Annotated in this window: 16 protein-coding genes; 9 read left to right on the forward strand and 7 right to left on the reverse strand. The window is 46.5% G+C overall.

Translation table 11 applies throughout. The features are described from left to right. Positions 1-139: 139 nt before the first annotated feature. Positions 140-493: a hydroxyisourate hydrolase gene (uraH, locus tag AB6E30_RS09800; protein ID WP_004732855.1), complete on the reverse strand. Its 354-nt coding sequence runs from the start codon at positions 491-493 to the stop codon at positions 140-142. A gap of 411 nt (positions 494-904) precedes the next feature. On the opposite strand from uraH, the gene puuE reads away from it, so the two are divergent. The 9 genes from puuE (at position 905) to AB6E30_RS09845 (ending at position 7934) form a co-directional block, all read left to right on the forward strand. After that, entirely contained in the window at positions 905-1843 is a 939-nt protein-coding gene (puuE, locus tag AB6E30_RS09805; protein WP_137002191.1) for an allantoinase PuuE, read from the forward strand. 22 nt (positions 1844-1865) lie between these two features. After that, the gene (gene uraD, locus AB6E30_RS09810; RefSeq protein ID WP_371724933.1) at positions 1866-2381 is read left to right on the forward strand and encodes a 2-oxo-4-hydroxy-4-carboxy-5-ureidoimidazoline decarboxylase; all 516 of its coding nucleotides are present in this window, start codon (positions 1866-1868) and stop codon (positions 2379-2381) included. A 123-nt stretch (positions 2382-2504) separates the two neighbouring features. Then, positions 2505-3491, forward strand: coding sequence for an allantoicase (gene alc / locus AB6E30_RS09815; protein ID WP_136982325.1), 987 nt, complete (start codon positions 2505-2507; stop codon positions 3489-3491). Between the two features lie 14 nt (positions 3492-3505). Then, positions 3506-4066 carry an ureidoglycolate lyase gene (locus AB6E30_RS09820; RefSeq protein WP_017083066.1) on the forward strand — a complete coding sequence of 187 codons (561 nt, stop codon included), beginning with the start codon at positions 3506-3508 and terminating at the stop codon, positions 4064-4066. A gap of 14 nt (positions 4067-4080) precedes the next feature. Next, positions 4081-5397 carry a urate hydroxylase PuuD gene (locus AB6E30_RS09825; RefSeq protein ID WP_061037654.1) on the forward strand — a complete coding sequence of 439 codons (1317 nt, stop codon included), beginning with the start codon at positions 4081-4083 and terminating at the stop codon, positions 5395-5397. Between the two features lie 347 nt (positions 5398-5744). Further along, positions 5745-6182 (forward strand): hypothetical protein, encoded by a 438-nt coding sequence (locus AB6E30_RS09830; RefSeq protein ID WP_004732861.1) that lies wholly within the window; start codon positions 5745-5747, stop codon positions 6180-6182. 230 nt (positions 6183-6412) lie between these two features. Further along, positions 6413-6652: a hypothetical protein gene (locus AB6E30_RS09835; protein WP_017086627.1), complete on the forward strand. Its 240-nt coding sequence runs from the start codon at positions 6413-6415 to the stop codon at positions 6650-6652. A 16-nt stretch (positions 6653-6668) separates the two neighbouring features. Next, complete coding sequence (locus AB6E30_RS09840) at positions 6669-7142, forward strand: GrpB family protein (protein WP_137002188.1); 474 nt, start codon at positions 6669-6671, stop codon at positions 7140-7142. Positions 7143-7409: 267 nt separating this feature from the next. Next, the gene (locus tag AB6E30_RS09845; RefSeq protein WP_136982328.1) at positions 7410-7934 is read left to right on the forward strand and encodes a hypothetical protein; all 525 of its coding nucleotides are present in this window, start codon (positions 7410-7412) and stop codon (positions 7932-7934) included. Here the strand turns inward: AB6E30_RS09845 and AB6E30_RS09850 are convergent. From AB6E30_RS09850 to AB6E30_RS09875, 6 genes are all read right to left on the reverse strand, one after another. After that, entirely contained in the window at positions 7931-8812 is an 882-nt protein-coding gene (locus AB6E30_RS09850; protein ID WP_004732869.1) for an AEC family transporter, read from the reverse strand. The genes AB6E30_RS09845 and AB6E30_RS09850 overlap by 4 nt on opposite strands. Before the next feature lie 287 nt (positions 8813-9099). Then, complete coding sequence (gene guaD / locus AB6E30_RS09855; protein ID WP_372056039.1) at positions 9100-10434, reverse strand: guanine deaminase; 1335 nt, start codon at positions 10432-10434, stop codon at positions 9100-9102. Positions 10435-10493: 59 nt separating this feature from the next. Further along, positions 10494-11375: a xanthine dehydrogenase accessory protein XdhC gene (gene xdhC, locus AB6E30_RS09860; RefSeq protein ID WP_136982330.1), complete on the reverse strand. Its 882-nt coding sequence runs from the start codon at positions 11373-11375 to the stop codon at positions 10494-10496. A 48-nt stretch (positions 11376-11423) separates the two neighbouring features. After that, a complete protein-coding gene (xdhB, locus tag AB6E30_RS09865) occupies positions 11424-13814 on the reverse strand; it encodes a xanthine dehydrogenase molybdopterin binding subunit (protein WP_372103400.1) in 2391 nt (796 codons plus the stop codon). Beyond that, a complete protein-coding gene (gene xdhA / locus AB6E30_RS09870; RefSeq protein ID WP_372103402.1) occupies positions 13807-15252 on the reverse strand; it encodes a xanthine dehydrogenase small subunit in 1446 nt (481 codons plus the stop codon). Before xdhA ends, xdhB begins: the two co-directional genes overlap by 8 nt. Before the next feature lie 509 nt (positions 15253-15761). Further along, positions 15762-16496, reverse strand: a complete 735-nt coding sequence (locus AB6E30_RS09875) for a GntR family transcriptional regulator (RefSeq protein WP_017061609.1) — start codon at positions 16494-16496, stop codon at positions 15762-15764. Positions 16497-16611: the final 115 nt, after the last annotated feature.

Below are 16611 nucleotides of genomic sequence, written 5' to 3' on the forward strand. Positions count from 1 at the left end.
TATAACTCTTTACCATGCTGTTCAAAAAACACTCACGAAAGATCAACACGCCCTAGTGAGTGCACACCTTTTGGGATGTACACGTGAATTTGTTTATGATTTGGTGATTGAGCCTAGTTCGAAGCTCTAGGTCACGAGACTAACTGCCCCGATAGGTTGAGAAACTGTAAGGCGAGACGAGAAGAGGAACGTGATAATGCGCTTCTGGATCATCTAAGCCGAAACGAATAACCACATCGTCTAGGAAAGGCACACCATCCAATTCCACACCTTTGCTTTTGTAGTAATCCGCAACGTAGAACACCAATTGATATTTCCCCGGTCGGAAATCATTCCCTGCCAGAATCGGCGCATCGGTTCGGCCATCGGAGTTCGTGATTACCGTCGCCAGCTTTTCTGTTGAGTCTTCATTGACCTTATAAAGCTCTACCTTGATCTCTGCACCCGGTAAGCCGTGAGTCGTGTCTAATACGTGTGTTGTTAATCTTCCCATAGTCCTTTAATAGCGCTTTTGGCGCTCCTCTGTTCCGTGGTTTATCTGTCTGTTTCGACCTTGCAAAGAATGCAACTGGTCACTTTGTTATCACTAACTATGTACGAACTGTACACAATTAGTAAAGCGAATTGTTGGAAAAATGTTAACTATTGTGTCGTTTTTTCTGACTTTATAGATCTTGATTATCGTTTTTTGGTGAGTTTTGGTTTTATTAAGTTGTTGTTTTTAATTAGTAATAGTGCGTAAATTTAACTTGAATAACAAAATCTTTACATTGAGATAAATAATTGTATACAATAAATGTACAGGGGTAAGGTTGCTCTGTTTATCGAGAATCCATTTGGTTGAATCATTTGGTGACTCACTTAAAGAGCGGCTAAGCCAACCACTTATGTTAGGAGTACTTGGATGAATAAGGATTATTCAAGAAATTTGATCGGTTACGGAGCTAACCCTCCAAACCCTCAATGGCCAGGTAATGCGCGCGTCGCGGTTTCTTTTGTATTGAACTATGAAGAGGGCGGTGAGCGTTGTTTGTTACATGGAGATGACGAGTCTGAAGCCTTTCTTTCAGAGATCCCGTCAGCACAGCCGATCAAAGGCGAACGTCACATGAGCATGGAGTCCATCTATGAATATGGTAGCCGTGCGGGTGTATGGCGTGTTCTTCGCTTGTTCGATGAATATGAAATCCCACTGACCGTCTTTGCGGTTGCAATGGCGATTGAGCGTCACCCAGAGGTTGCCAAAGCCATGGTCGAAGCGGGGCATGAAATCTGTAGCCACGGTTATCGCTGGATCGACTATCAATACATTGATGAGTCTGAAGAGCGCGACCACATGACCAAAGCGATCGAGATCATCCAACAAGTGACGGGTCAACGCCCACAAGGTTGGTACACAGGTCGAACAGGTCCAAATACGCGTCGCTTAGTCGCAGAAGAAGGCGGCTTTCTTTACGACTCAGATGCCTATGATGATGACCTGCCTTATTGGCACACCGAGACTGGTCATCCGCAATTGGTGATCCCTTACACACTTGATGTGAACGACATGCGTTTTTCAACGGCGCAAGGCTTTAACTCTGGTGAGCAGTTCTTCCAATATCTGAAAGACACGTTTGATACCCTTTATATGGAAGGCGAAACCGCACCGAAAATTATGTCGGTTGGGTTGCATTGTCGTCTGATTGGTCGCCCCGGTCGTATTGCTGCATTAAGACGTTTCTTAGACTACGTAAAACAGCACGACAGCGTGTGGTTATGTCGTCGAATCGATATCGCCAACCACTGGCACCAACATCATCCATATCAACCAAATAACGCTAATCATCAACAGCAAAAGTAGCAGTGAAGCAAGGAGGCTTAACGTGACTGAATTTCGATCATGCCAACCAACAACCATGGACCGCGATACCTTTGTCGCTCACTTCGCTGATGTGTACGAGCACAGCCCATGGGTTGCAGAAGTGGTGTATGACCAAGGTTTGAATGCCGAAGATGATCATATCGAGAATCTTCATCTAAAAATGGCATCAACCTTGTTAAATGCCGACCAAGGCAAACAGTTGGCTTTGATCAATGCTCACCCAGATTTAGCGGGCAGAGCAGCAGTAAACGGCGAACTCACCGAGTCGTCGACCAAAGAACAAGCGGGGGCGGGCATCGACCAGTGCAGCGCCGAAGAATTTGAAAAATTCACTTCTTACAACAACAGCTACAAAAGTCGCTTCAATTTCCCTTTTATCATGGCGGTGAAGGGAGCCAATCGTTACCAAATTCTTGAGTCGTTCGAGATGCGATTAGGAAATGATAGTGAAACTGAGTTTGCTACGGCGATTCAAGAGATCAACAAGATCGCGATGTTTCGTCTCTGGGATATGTAAGTTAACGGAGTTAACAGCTATCTCAGCCCAGTCTTAGTGCGCTAAAGGTTTGATTTGTAAAAACATAAGCCACTAAGTTCTCATTTTATTATTACTTGATTAATTTCATAGGATTACACGGACATGACCCATAAATTTGAACAGTACATAAACCTTGCAGACGAAAAACTCGGCGCAGAAGCTACGTTCGCAACCGACGACTTTTTCGCCGATAAAAGCCGTTTACTCAGCCATGCAGCACCAGAGTGGAAAGACGACTTATACGACGACAACGGCAAGTGGATGGACGGTTGGGAAAGCAGACGCAAACGCGGTGAAGGTTACGACTACTGTGTCGTTCGCCTTGGCCTAGCTGGCACCATTGCTGGCGTTGATATTGATACCTCATTCTTCACAGGTAACTTTCCACCTTCGGCATCAATTGACGCGTGTTATTCACCACAAGGTGAGCCAACAGACTCAACAGAGTGGCAAGAAATTCTGCCTTCAATGGCATTACAAGGTGATCATCATCATCTTGAAGCGATTGAAAGTGACCAAGTATTTACGCACCTACGCTTGAACATCTACCCAGATGGCGGTGTCGCACGCCTACGTGTTTATGGCCGACCAAGTGTAGATTGGGACGCAATTGATTCTCAGCAACAAGTTGACCTAGCATCGGTTGAACACGGTGGCCGAGCACTCGCATGTAGCGATGAGCACTACGGCAACAAAGCCAACATCTTAGGCCCAGGCCGCGGTGAAAACATGGGTGATGGCTGGGAAACAGCACGTCGTCGTACACCGGGTAACGACTGGGTTATCGTGGCACTAGGCCACCCAGGTAACATCGAACGCATCGTTGTTGATACAGCCCACTTCAAAGGTAACTACCCAGATAGCTGCTCAATTCAAGCGGCTTATGTGAAGGGCGGTACCGACGACCAAGTAGAAACACAAAGCCTATTCTGGCGTGAACTGTTGCCTGCACAAAAGCTGCAAGCGCACGAAATTCACGAATTCATTTCTGAGGTAAACGACCTTGGTGCGATTACCCACGTACGTGCAAACATATTCCCAGATGGTGGTATCAGCCGTTTGCGTCTGTTTGGTACGAAAGCGAAATAGGTAAGGAAATGAGTATGAGTAATGGAATACGTCGTTTATCCATCGAACCGTTAACCAAGCAGGCTTTTGCAGAGTTTGGCGATGTTATCGAGTCCGATAATAGTGATTTCTTCATGATCAACAGTGGATCAACACGTCGCTACCACAAGCTAGCGACAACGGATGTGCAAGACCAAGATGGAGAAGCCATCATCAGCATCTTCCAAGCCACACCGTTGAGCTACCCACTGACCATCAAAATGTTAGAGCGTCATCCACTTGGCTCTCAGGCATTCATTCCATTACTTGGTCAACCCTATTTAATTGTTGTTGCGCCAAAAGGCGACGATCCAACATTAGCCAATAGCCGAGCTTTCTTGAGCAACGGTCGTCAAGGAGTGAACTATCACAAAGGGGTGTGGCATCACCCAGTTCTCGCTCTCACCGAACAAGACCAGTTCTTGATCGTCGATAGAGGCGGCGAGGGGCATAACTGTGATGAAGTTTATTTCGACAGCGATCGCGTGGCATTGCATTTGGACGACTTGCCAACGGACGACAATAAGGAAGAGCAACGCTTAGCTAAAGCGTTGTGATACAGGAGTTTATTATGGATCCGCATATTACAGAATGGTTGAATTTAGCAATACGCTGGGCTCACATGATTGTTGGTGTTGCGTGGATAGGCGCATCATTTTACTTTGTTTGGTTAGAGAACAACCTTAACCGAGTAAACCCAAAAACTGGCCTTTCAGGCGACTTATGGGCAATTCACGGCGGTGGTATTTATCACCTAGAGAAGTACAAACTTGCGCCACCAGAGATGCCAGAGCACCTGCACTGGTTCAAATGGGAAGCTTACTTCACGTGGATCACCGGTGTGTGTCTGCTGGGTGTGGTTTACTACCTCAACGCTGAGATTTACCTGATTGCACCGGGCTCTGGCCTTGATTCAACAACGGCAATCGCGATTGGTATTGGTTCATTCGTTGCCGGTTGGTTTATCTATGACTTACTGTGTGACTCACCATTAGGTAAAACCCCCGTGTTACTTGGCGTTGTGTTGTTTGTGCTGCTCGTTGCTGCTACGTACGGCCTAACTCAAGTGTTCAGTGGTCGTGGTGCCTACATCCACGTGGGTGCGATCATTGGTACCATCATGGTGGGTAACGTATTCCGCGTTATCATGCCTGCACAACGCAACTTGGTGAAAGCGATTGAAGAGAAGCGTGAACCGGATCCGGCACTGCCAGCGAAAGGCCTACTGCGCTCTCGTCACAACAACTACATGACACTGCCAGTGCTGTTCATCATGATCAGTAACCACTTTCCAAGCACTTACGGCTCGGAATACAACTGGTTGATCCTTGCTGGCCTCGCGATTTTCAGTATCTTGGTGCGTCACTACTTCAACACCCGTCATGGTAGTCAGAAGTTTGCATGGACAATACCTGTAGCGGCATTGGGTATGATCACGCTCGCGTTTGTTACCTCACCTTATGCGAAAAAGCAGATGACTCCGGTTGTGCAAGCACCAGTGGTTCAAGAAGTGCAAGTCAGCGCGACTGAATCAGCGACAGAAGAACTTGCTGCAAACGACACCGCTTCAACGACTAGTTCTCAGGCCGCACCAGCAGACCACGCAATGCAAACTGCTAGCGCAGGCGTCAGCTTTGAAACCATCAACAAAGTCATTCAAGAGCGCTGTTCTGTGTGTCACTCATCAACCCCGAGCCACGCCGCTTTTGCTGCTGCGCCAGGTGGTGTGATGTTTGATACGCCAGAAGAGATCAAAGCCAACGTCCCAAGGATTGTTGCTCAAACCGTAACAACTAAGGTGATGCCGCTCGGCAACATGACTCAAATGACTGACGAAGAACGCGCACTGATCGGCACTTGGGTAGAGCAAGGCGCTACGCTTCAATAATGATGTGAATCCTTTACCTAAGAGCATGAGTCTTAGGTGAGGCTTGGGGAGAGTTTGGTTTCGGGCACGCGCCAAACTCATCCCACCCTGTTTCCCCGGTTCCTATAACCGGGGCTTTTTGTTTTTGGACAAAGGAAATGCAGAATTATCATTCAGTTGGTGACTCTAGGTGCATATGTGGTTTAGAGTTCGAAGAATTGGGTTTTATTAAGTATTTTGGTGTAATCAAATCTTTATGTTACCTATGCTAACAATTTTACTTGATTATTCTTATTAAAGTTAAAGCTGTATTGAAATATCAAGTGTGCATCCACCTAAACTTGACCTAGGCATATAGGAAACCATTAATGAGTAACGTTATTCCATTTAGAAAGAAACCAACTTCAACTCAACACCCGAAAACAACGATTAAGATGAGCGATTGCCATTTTGAAGAAAATGGTATCGGTATGCTTTTAGGAGAAGGTGTAGAAGTTGAAATGGATACAACTACTTTCCTTAACAATGGCATGGGGATTGTTGCTGGCTCAACCGATGAAAAATTTCTTCAAGCGTTGTCTGAATCAAAACCTCAAGAAAGGCTAGGGTTTGCGAATGAACTAAATCAATTCGCTAGCATTCCAGATAAAGAACTACGTACACAAGAAATAGAGAAGTCTTCTATTTCCAGGAAATTATCTTCAATAGCCAATATTGCGACTGTCACAACTTGGCTTAATGAAGTTATTGAGGGCGTATCAAGCGTAGATTTTGAAGCGTTATTAAATACGATTATGGGTAGCTAGCGAGATAAAAACAGCTGAAGAGAACTTACTTAAGCTTGGTATCTCGCATAGGTGGCTTACAGTCTTTTAGCTATATCGTTTAGCAAGGAAGCTCTGTGAGTCATTGCATGTCGATAGTAAGTACTTACGTTTAAACTGATTCATTGCGTGCGCAGTCCTGTATAAGGTTCTTGATATGAATCTCTACCCATGGCACTTTTAGTCCAAATTGACTTTAGTTAGGACAAAAAATGGAAGACTTGATAGTCGCGTATTTTAGGGCATTGAGCTCATTCTTTAGGTATCTGTTTCAGTCGATATTGATTGAGTTCATTGGTTACGGAGCTGGCTGGATAGTTTGTAAAGTATTCACATTGGGGCGCTTCCCCCCATTGATTCCAACTGAAAAAGAGCGAACCAGAATCTCTTATATCGGAGCTATTAGCATCGTGTTGCTTCTGTTAGCAATTGGTGTGTTCAATAGTTTGTGATTCGGAGTAAGGATATATGAAATTTTATCCCGCGGAACAATACCAAGCAGCTTGCAACGAGCTGTTTATCCGATACGAACGTGACATCAAAAAGCTAATCCCTAACGCGAGAGTTGAGCACGTAGGTGCATCTTCTATTCCATCTGCAGTATCTAAAGGCGACTTGGATATATTCGTCGGTATTGAATCGAGTGAACTTGAGTACGCCATTGAACAACTCACAACACTCGGCTTCAATGAGAAACTCGATACCTTAAGAACGCCGGAGCTGTGCATGTTGGAGTCTACATCAGGACATGACGTGGCCTTGCAAGTAGTTGCCAATGGTTCTGAGTTCGAATGTTTTCTAAGGTTTCGTGACAAGCTACGTGCGAATCCGGCATTAGTGGAGCAATACAACACCCTCAAAATGTCTTGTGAAGGTTGGCCACAAGATGAATACCGCGAAAAGAAGTCGGCTTTTATCGAGCATGTGTTGGCTTTGAAATAACAACAAGTTTCGATTGGATATTATTCATCCAAATCCTAACTTTTTGTGCTGTTTTTACTTTCCTCTTACACTCTTTTCAAATATCGAATTTAGTATCAAATTTCTCTTTGTTATACAGGCAAGTCTCTCATTATGAAGAACTTCTTTGATAGCGAACTCATGCTCTCTAGCTCTTTGAATTTCGTTTTGCTATCGCTTGGGCTAACGCTCCTTTTTCATCTTCCGATTTGGTGTGGGTTCAACTTGAGCCGACGCAAATGGAAGCTTATGGATTATTTATGGCCGTTCTTGGCGGGTATCGGGATGCTGGGTGCAGTGTCTGAGATTCGTGCGAAAGTAGCGGGTGATTGGGTTGAAACCGAACAAACTAGAGCGGTGGCGATTTTAGAATCGGTTCAGCAGTTTTCTTTGGATAAATTAAGAAGCGACATCTGTACAGGTCAGCCATCTTTGGACTCTCACGGGCAACACCATGAGGCGTGTTTATGGTATTTGAACACGGCGATCACGTTCAAAGATGTCGATTTCACCTTGTTACCCAACGCATCGGATTTTACGGTTCCTGCGCCGAGCGTGTCGCTGGTTGAAAGCGATGCCGTGTGGGTGGATGGTATGCTGAGTCAGTATGAGAAGCAGAAAAACCAATACATAAAAACCAGAGAAGCGCAGGTGAAGCAGCCATTAGAAAGCCTCTTCTGGTATGTGAGTCCTTACTTAGTCTGTTTCGCTATTGCTCTGCGCCTTACTAAAGTGACGGCAGAGCTTAAACTGGATAAGTGCGTAAACAATTAACTCGACATAGACAGCGCGAACGACAGTAAAATAGGCAAGGTAACCACACTTAGGAAGTTGCCGAACAACACCATAGATGCGACTTTAGGCGGCTCGACATTGAACCGTTCAGCGAACAGGTAGTTCATCACGGCAGGTGGCAGCATGGTGAACAGCACCATCATTTGTAGGTGCAGCGTTGGCAGCGGGATAAAGAAGTAGATGATGGCGAAGGCGATGGCACCAGTAAACAGCGATTGAGCCGTACACAGCAAGCCAACTTTGAGTCCGCTTAGCTTCAAGTTCACCATTTGCGAACCCAACGACAACAGCATAATTGGGACAGCAGCTTGTCCAAGCAGTGAAGTGGCTTCGTAGATTGGATTCCATACTGCAATGCCAGACAGGTTGAGCGTCATCGCTAATGCTGCGGCTAAGAATATCGGCATCTTGAGGATCTGTTTGATCGGATTACCTTCGCTTAGTAGCGCTAAACCGACACTAATGTGCACGCATGCCGATACCACAAACAGCAATACCGCAGGGGCTAATGCACTCTCACCAAAGGTATAGGTGAACAGGGGAATGGCCAGGTTGCCACTGTTGCGGAACATATGTGGCGGCGCCCAAGCTTTGAAGTTGAGCTTAAAGATCTTACAGATTGGTATCATCAATAAAGCGGGCACCAACACCGCGACCAAAGAGGCGGTGATGAGTGGCAGTTGTTCGGTGTCGAGAGGCATGGTGGTCAGCGAGGCAAACACTAGCGCAGGAATACACACATCCATGTTGATGCGATTGATCGGTTTGAAATCGGGCTTGAGCCAACGACCCACCGCAAAGCCAGCACTGGCTAAAGCAAAAACGGGAAACAGAATGCTGACGACCTGTTCGAACATAGAATTCCTTTCTAGATTGAGTGCTTCCATTTAGCTGAGAAACGAATGTTTTAGAGAGACGCTAAAGTGAAGTATGAAGTCGATATGTATAAACATTAACCTATCAATATAATGACTTGGCGTCACCGAAGATCGTTGTTTGTGAACGGTTAATTTATATTTCTTTGAATGAAGCACAAAAAAGACCAGTGGCATCAGCAACTGGTCTTTCAAGGCTAGATAAATCTGGACGGATTTTTAATTAACGACGGCTGTCGCTGTCTAGCGATTGTTACTCGGTTTTCAGTCTAGCTAACGAGCTTTTGATAATCTTTGAAATTCACATCGTAGGCTTTCTCGCCGTAGATGTAAGTCTCGCTGACGGTTCTGTCGTCACCCAGGCTCATCAATACAAATAGCTTCTCTTCAAGCTTGGTCGCTTGTTCCATTCTAAAGCGCATCAATTGTGTGGCGTGTAAGTCCAACACCACGAAATCGGCTTCTTTTCCTACTTCCAAGTTGCCAATCTTGTCTTCTAAATGCAGTGAACGTGCACCACCTAATGTGGCTAAGAATAGCGACTTAGCTGGGTGCAATTTCTTATGTTGAAGCTGCATGATCTTATAGGCTTCACTCATGGTTTGTAGGATTGAGAAGCTAGTGCCTGCGCCGACATCAGTCCCCATACCAACACGAATGCCGTGCTCTTCCATTTCTGGTAATCGGAATAAACCTGAGCCTAAGAACAGGTTAGAGGTCGGGCAGAAAGCAATGGCAGATTCCGTGTCGGCTAGGCGCTTACATTCGCAATCAGACAAGTGAATGCCATGGGCGAAAACCGAACGTTTGTGCAGTAGGCCATAGTGGTCATACACATCCAAATAGCTGTCGCGCTCTGGGAACAGTTCTTTTACCCATTCAATCTCTTTCTCGTTTTCAGAAAGGTGCGTGTGCATATACACATCTGGGTACTCTTCTAGCAATTTACCAACGGTAGCCAATTGTTCTGGTGTACTGGTTGGCGCGAAACGAGGTGTCACGGCATAAAGCAAACGCCTGCGGTTGTGCCATTTCTCAATCAGTTCTTTGGAGTCGGCGTAGCCAGATTCTGGCGTGTCGGTGAGGTAATCAGGCGCATTGCGATCCATCAAAACCTTACCCGCAATCATACGTAGGTTGCGCTTCTCAGCTTCTTCAAAGAAAACGTTAACCGACTCTTTGTGTACCGTGCCGAACACGAGTGCCGTGGTTGTGCCGTTGCTTGCTAGTTCGTCTAGGAATAGCTTCGCCACTTTGTGTGCGTAGACTGGGTTTTTGAAGCGCTTTTCTTCTGGGAAGGTGTAGTTCTCTAACCAATCAAGAAGTTGCTCACCGTAAGACGCGATCATCCCTGTTTGAGGGTAGTGGATGTGCGTATCAATAAAGCCAGAGGTGATCAGCTTGTCTTTGTATTCTTTGACTTCGAGTGTTTTAGGTTGGCGAGCCAATACCTCGTCGACATGGCCCAAGTCGACGACATGGCCGTTCTCAACCACTAAAACACCGTCTTCAAAATAGTCGTAAGACTCATCGATGCCGACGTCTTTTGGGTCGGCGACGCTGTGTAAAATACTGGCGCGATAAGCTTTGCGTTGCGTTGTCATGTTTACTTCCTTTTAATGACTTCAGCGACGTTATGGCCACTGAAGCTTTGCGACTTGTGTTAGGCGATCTTCTCTTCCAATGGTGGTTCGCCTACGTCGCTTGGTTGACTGTGTTGATCGGTCAAACCCTGATTTCGATATTGTTTGGTTGGGCGCTTTTGTTCAAGCGCTTGGCCTTGATAGTGTGCGATCAGTTCACCCGCAACCGATACCGCAATTTCGGCAGGATGTTTGCCATTCACGGCGCTAATGCCAATCGGGCAAAGCATGGTTTCGATTTGTTCTTGGCTGTAGCCGCGCTGCTCTAAGCGGAAGTCGAACTTCTTACGCTTGGTAAGCGAGCCGATCATGCCAAAGTAACGGCTGTCTTCACGGTCAATAATGGCTTTGGTTAGGTCAAAATCGAGCTGGTGGTTGTGGGTCATCACAAGGTAATAACTGTTTGGTTGCATGTGTTTCACTTCACCGACTGGGTCGTCTGAGACAAGCTTTTTAACACCGTGTGGCAGCGTTTCAGGGAACACTTCTTCACGTTCATCAATCCAGGTCACACGGAAGGGTAGGGTTGCGACAATGTGCAGCAGCGCTTTGGCAACGTGGCCTGCGCCAAACAGCACAAGGTGGTTCTGCTGAGTGCCAATCGGTTCAAAGCTTAACGTTGCCATTCCGCCACAACATTGGCCTAAACGAGCACCTAGGTTGAAGCGTTCCACTTTGAGCGATTTTTCACTGGCAATCAGCATCTCTCGAGCCATTTTAGTGGCCACATGTTCAAGGTGACCACCACCAATCGTAGCGATGATTCGGTCACGAGTGACAAGCATTTTGGTGCCCGCATCGCGTGGAACGGAACCTCTGTCTTCAAGAACCGTCACCATCACACACGGTTCGTAGTTCTCTTCCAGTTTTGCCAGTTCGTGAATCCAATTATCCTTAAACATACGTCCTCCTAAATCCCTTCTATACTTCCCAAGCTATCATGAGCCTTATTAAGCCGTTTCTGATTGAACATCGACCGAAGTCGGAGCCGTTTCAGTGACTTCCTGAATCGCCATCAGAATACGCTCTGGTGTCGCAGGTGTGTTGAGCTTAGGAATCGCGCCATCGACGGCGACATAGCTAATGGCATCTTTCAGTGCGCTCCATACCGACATACCCAACATGAAAGGTGGCTCACCCACGGCTTTCGAGTTGAATACGGTGTCTTCTGGGTTGTTACGGTTTTCTAAAAGGTGCGTTCTGAAATCAATTGGCATATCAGCAATTGCAGGGATCTTGTAGCTCGCTGGGCCATTGGTCATCAAGCGGCCTTGCTGGTTCCAAACCAACTCTTCCGTCGTTAACCAACCAACACCTTGCACAAAGCCACCTTCGACTTGGCCGATATCAATCGCAGGGTTCAATGAAGCGCCCACATCATGCAGAATATCGACACGCAGAATCTTGTTCTCGCCGGTTAGGGTATCGACGATAACCTCTGAACAAGATGCTCCGTATGCGTAGTAGTAGAAAGGGCGACCGCGCGCTTTCTCGTGATCGTAATAGATCTTCGGAGTGCGGTAGAAACCAGTGCTCGAAAGCGAGATTTGGTTAAACCAAGCCAGTTCAACAAATGAGTTGAAGGTCATGATCTCATCGCGGATCTGCACCATGCCGTTCTTAAATACCACCTCTTCAGGCCACACTTTGAAGTGCGAAGAAGCGAAGTCGATCAGGCGCTGCTTAATGGTCATTGCGGCGTTTTGCGCGGCCTTACCGTTGAGGTCGGTGCCCGATGAGGCTGCGGTTGGTGATGTGTTCGGAACTTTGTCTGTGTTTGTAGCGGTGATCTGGATACGTTCGACATCGACTTGGAACTCCTGTGCAACGATTTGTGCCACTTTGATGTTCAAGCCTTGCCCCATTTCCGTACCACCGTGATTCAAATGAATACTGCCATCGGTGTAGATATGGATGAGCGCACCTGCTTGGTTCAAGAAAGTCGCAGTAAACGAGATGCCGAATTTCACTGGTGTGATCGCAAGGCCTTTCTTCAAGATAGGGCTCTGCTTGTTGAACTCGGCAATGTCTTTACGACGTGCGTGATAGTCACTGCTGCGTTCAAGCTGTTCGGTTATCTCAGGTAAAAAGTTGTCTTCAACGGTTTGGTAGTAATGGGTCACGTTACGGCCTTCTTCGCCGTAGTAGTTCGCCTTACGTACTTCCAAAGGATCTTTTTTCAGGTAACGCGCAATCTCGTCCATGATGTGTTCAATGGTCATCATGCCTTGCGGGCCACCAAAGCCACGGTAAGCGGTGTTCGATGCTGTGTTGGTTTTGCATCGATGACCGACCACTGTCGCATCGCCTAGGTAATAAGCGTTGTCTGAGTGGAACATCGCACGGTCGACAATAGAGCTTGATAAGTCTGGTGAGTAACCACAGTTACCTGCAACGGTAATGTCGGCACCTTGAATTACACCATTGTCGTCAAAACCGACCGTATATTGGTTGTAGAACGGGTGGCGTTTACCGGTTTGCTGCATGTCTTCACTGCGCAGCAAACGCATTTTTGTAGGTCGGCCTGTAAGGTGGGCAATAACCGCAGCCATACACGCTGGAGAGGCCGCTTGGGTCTCTTTACCACCGAAACCACCGCCCATGCGACGCATATCAATCACGACTTTGTGCATCGGCACGCCAATCACTTCCGCAACCAGTTTTTGAACTTCGGTCGGGTTTTGAGTCGAGGTGTAAACGATCATGCCGCCGTCTTCGGTTGGCATTACGCTACTGATTTGAGTCTCTAGATAGAAGTGCTCTTGGCCACCGATCTCTAGGTCACCAGAGATCACGTGTTTTGCTTTTGCCAGTGCTGCTTTTGAGTCACCACGTTGTTGAGTGTGGCTTTCTGTTACGAAGTGCTCTTTCTCTAGCGCTTCTTTTACATCAAGAATCGCAGGGAGTTCTTCGTATTCAATGATTGCAGCGTGTGCGGCTTTACGCGCGGTTTCTAAATCATTGGCAGCCACGGCAATCACAGGTTGGCCGTAGTATTCTACTTTGCCGTCTGCAAGCAGTGGGTCACCCGGTAGGATGGCGCCGATATCTAGCTCACCCGGTACGTCTTTCGCTTGAATGGCAATCGCCACGCCTTCGAATTCGTAACACGGTGACAGGTCTATTTTGGTGATATTCGCGTGTGCTTGAGTGCTCAGGCGTGCGTAGACGTGCAGCTGATTTGGGAACTCTAGGCGGTCATCAATGTACACCGCTTCGCCCGTGACTTGCTTGGCTGCACTATCGTGTTTAACGCTTTTACCTACGCCAGTTTTTAGGTCTTGTTTTGCAATGGTAACCATCTCTTCGTGGGTCATCGCATGCTCGTGTGATTTAGACATAAGACGTTACCCTTGTTTCGATTTGGTTGTTTTTGTTCTGCTGTTCAATGAAGTAACGACGCAACATATTGGCTGCCGACAATGAACGGTATTCTTGGCTGGCACGGAAATCAGATAGCGGCTCAAAGTCGTTATACAGTTCCTGCATCGCTAACTTAATATTAGCGTCTGTCCATGGTTTGCCTAATAACGTATTTTCACAACGCGCCGCGCGCTTAGGTGTTGCAGCCATACCGCCGAAAGCGATACGAGCGTAAGAAACCTTGCCGTCTTCGATTTGAATATCAAACGCACCACACACCGCAGAGATGTCGTCGTCTAAACGTTTAGACAGTTTGTAAGCTCGGAAGCTGTCGTTAGTTGGCTTAGGAATGATGATCTGTTCAATGAACTCACTCTCTTTTTGCGCCGTCACTTTGTAGCTGATGAAGTAATCTTCAATCGGCATGGTGCGTGACTCGTCACCGCAACGAAGTTTGATCTTTGCGTTAAGGGCAATCAGCAGAGGAGGGGTGTCACCGATAGGCGAAGCATTCGCTACATTACCGCCGATGGTGCCTTGGTTACGCACTTGCAGTGAAGCAAAGCGATGCAGCAGTTCACCAAAATCTGGGTAGTGTTTTTTCAATAGTGAGTAAGAATCACTGATAGGCAGGTTGGCACCAATGATTAGATCGGTGTCGGTCTCTTCACATACCTTCATGTCTTCAACAAGGTTCACGCTGATCAGTGTTTCAATCTCACGATGGAATTGCGTCACTTCCAGCGCTAAATCCGTACCGCCAGCAACCAGCTTAGCGTTCGGGTGGGCTTGAAAAAGCTTGGCCAACTCATCGGTGCTTTTTGGGGAAAAAGCGGTGAGGTGACCAAGGCGTAAGTTGGCCTCAGTGTCTTGAATGCTTTCTAGCTTCTTGATGGTGTTGCGTTCAAGTTCAGCAAATTGGTCGATCAAAGGTTGGTCTGTTGAAAGTGACATCGCAGCATCAACAATTGGTCGGTAGCCTGTACAACGACATAGGTTACCCGCCAGTGATTCCATGACGTCTTCTTTGCTCGCATCGGGTTTGTTTTTGCCTAGCGCAAACATCGACATGATGAAGCCCGGCGTGCAGTAACCACACTGTGAACCGTGAAAATCAACCACCGCTTTTTGCACTGGGTGCAATGAGCGATCTCGATTTTGCAGATCTTCTACTGTGATCAGTTGCTTGCCATGCAGCGCTGAAACGAACGTAAGGCAAGAGTTCACCGAGCGGTATTGCAGTTGTCCATCAACCACTTCACCCAGAACTACCGTACATGCGCCACATTCGCCCGACCCACAACCTTCTTTTGTACCCGTCTTATTTATCTTGGTACGAAGGTAGTTGAGCACTGTCATATTTGGCGACAGATTATCTTCGCGTCTTATTTCCTGATTGAGCAAAAAAGTAATCAAGAGACCTCCTTGTAAATCGACATATTTCCATGTGTATTCTTTTTGACTTCTAGGTCAATAATTATCCATCCTGACCCTGCGGTCAACTATTTATTTACAAAAATGTAACAAAGATGGCTTGTCGTGAATTGTATACAATTTAATTTTGGTCATAGTCGTCTGTTTTATAAGGGTTTGGATTGAGATTGAACAGTTTTATGGTGTGAATGAATGGATAGCTATGTATACAAGATAAAGACAAGATTTATGGCACTGTTGGGAGTGATTCTGTAGAGGCTAAGATCGTTGTTGAGGCTAGAATAGACAGTGTTTTAGATGGATGTGAGCCGATCGTCGTCTTTATTTTTAGGGGAGAGGGCACAAAAAAGAGAAGTAAACACTAAGGCTTACTTCTCTCCTGTATTGTTAATAAAAAGCTGTTAACAAAAAGCTGTTAACAAAAAGCTGTTAACAAAAAGCTGTTAACAAAAAGTTGTTAACGGATGGTTATTAAGCGCTTGTTGAATCTTCTATGACTTGCTCTTAAGCAGATCTGAGAACACGACATGCAGATCACTAGAAGCTGTGCTGCTGTCTAGGTTGAGCTTCGAACGAATATGGCTTAGGTGTTCTTGCATCAACTCTACGGCTTGTTGTTCATTGCCTGACTCTATCGCATCCAGTAAGCCTGAGTGTTCGTCTAGAGAACAGTTCGAGTGGTTGCCCGTTTCGTACTGAGCGATCAGCAGTGAAGTTTGCGATACCAAGCTGCGTTGGAAAGCCAGCAGTGGCGCGTTCTCTGCCATTTCAGCCAATTTGATGTGGAACTCACCAGACAAACGTAGGCCAGAGCCGTAATCGCCTTGGTCGAAAGCACAGTTCTCTTTCGCGACTAATTTTCTGCATTCTTCTATTTGAGCTTTGGTTGCGTTTTTCACCGCCAGCTCAGTGATAGCGATTTCCATCACTTCACGTGCTTTAAAGATTTGTTTGGCTTCGTCAACCGTTGGCGCAGCAATCACGGCTCCTCGGTTAGGACGGATCACCACAACTTGTTCTAAAGAAAGACGCAGTAAGGCACGGCGGATAATGGTGCGGCTAACGCTAAAGATTTCTGCTAACGCTTCTTCGCTTAATTTGGTGGCTGGTGGCAGCCTTTGTTCTAGTATCGCGTCGAAGATATGGCAGTAAACAACATCGTCTTGAGTCTGGCCTGTTACTTTCGTTTTTACACCTTTGGAGACAGAGTTTTTGAGAACTGTCATAGAGATAAGGACCCTTGTTTAGTCGAGTTGGGTTGGTCGAGAATAATTCATGAGTATTACTCTACATTGTATACATTTATCTATACAATGCCACTGGATGAAAGTGCGATGCACG

Origin of the sequence: Vibrio sp. 10N.247.311.12 (assembly GCF_041467515.1) — a bacterium.
Classification (GTDB): domain Bacteria; phylum Pseudomonadota; class Gammaproteobacteria; order Enterobacterales; family Vibrionaceae; genus Vibrio; species Vibrio crassostreae_C.

What these genes read in the sequence shown, in the direction of transcription:
- AB6E30_RS09825 (WP_061037654.1), top strand. Translation starts at nt 4,081, where the DNA reads ATGGATCCGCATATTACAGAATGGTTGAATTTAGCAATACGCTGGGCT.
- AB6E30_RS09850 (WP_004732869.1), bottom strand. Translation starts at nt 8,812, where the DNA reads ATGTTCGAACAGGTCGTCAGCATTCTGTTTCCCGTTTTTGCTTTAGCC.
- AB6E30_RS09840 (WP_137002188.1), top strand. Translation starts at nt 6,669, where the DNA reads ATGAAATTTTATCCCGCGGAACAATACCAAGCAGCTTGCAACGAGCTG.
- AB6E30_RS09845 (WP_136982328.1), top strand. Translation starts at nt 7,410, where the DNA reads ATGGATTATTTATGGCCGTTCTTGGCGGGTATCGGGATGCTGGGTGCA.
- AB6E30_RS09820 (WP_017083066.1), top strand. Translation starts at nt 3,506, where the DNA reads ATGAGTAATGGAATACGTCGTTTATCCATCGAACCGTTAACCAAGCAG.
- AB6E30_RS09835 (WP_017086627.1), top strand. Translation starts at nt 6,413, where the DNA reads ATGGAAGACTTGATAGTCGCGTATTTTAGGGCATTGAGCTCATTCTTT.
- alc (WP_136982325.1), top strand. Translation starts at nt 2,505, where the DNA reads ATGACCCATAAATTTGAACAGTACATAAACCTTGCAGACGAAAAACTC.
- AB6E30_RS09875 (WP_017061609.1), bottom strand. Translation starts at nt 16,496, where the DNA reads ATGACAGTTCTCAAAAACTCTGTCTCCAAAGGTGTAAAAACGAAAGTA.
- xdhB (WP_372103400.1), bottom strand. Translation starts at nt 13,814, where the DNA reads ATGTCTAAATCACACGAGCATGCGATGACCCACGAAGAGATGGTTACC.
- AB6E30_RS09830 (WP_004732861.1), top strand. Translation starts at nt 5,745, where the DNA reads ATGAGTAACGTTATTCCATTTAGAAAGAAACCAACTTCAACTCAACAC.
- xdhC (WP_136982330.1), bottom strand. Translation starts at nt 11,375, where the DNA reads ATGTTTAAGGATAATTGGATTCACGAACTGGCAAAACTGGAAGAGAAC.
- puuE (WP_137002191.1), top strand. Translation starts at nt 905, where the DNA reads ATGAATAAGGATTATTCAAGAAATTTGATCGGTTACGGAGCTAACCCT.
- uraH (WP_004732855.1), bottom strand. Translation starts at nt 493, where the DNA reads ATGGGAAGATTAACAACACACGTATTAGACACGACTCACGGCTTACCG.
- guaD (WP_372056039.1), bottom strand. Translation starts at nt 10,434, where the DNA reads ATGACAACGCAACGCAAAGCTTATCGCGCCAGTATTTTACACAGCGTC.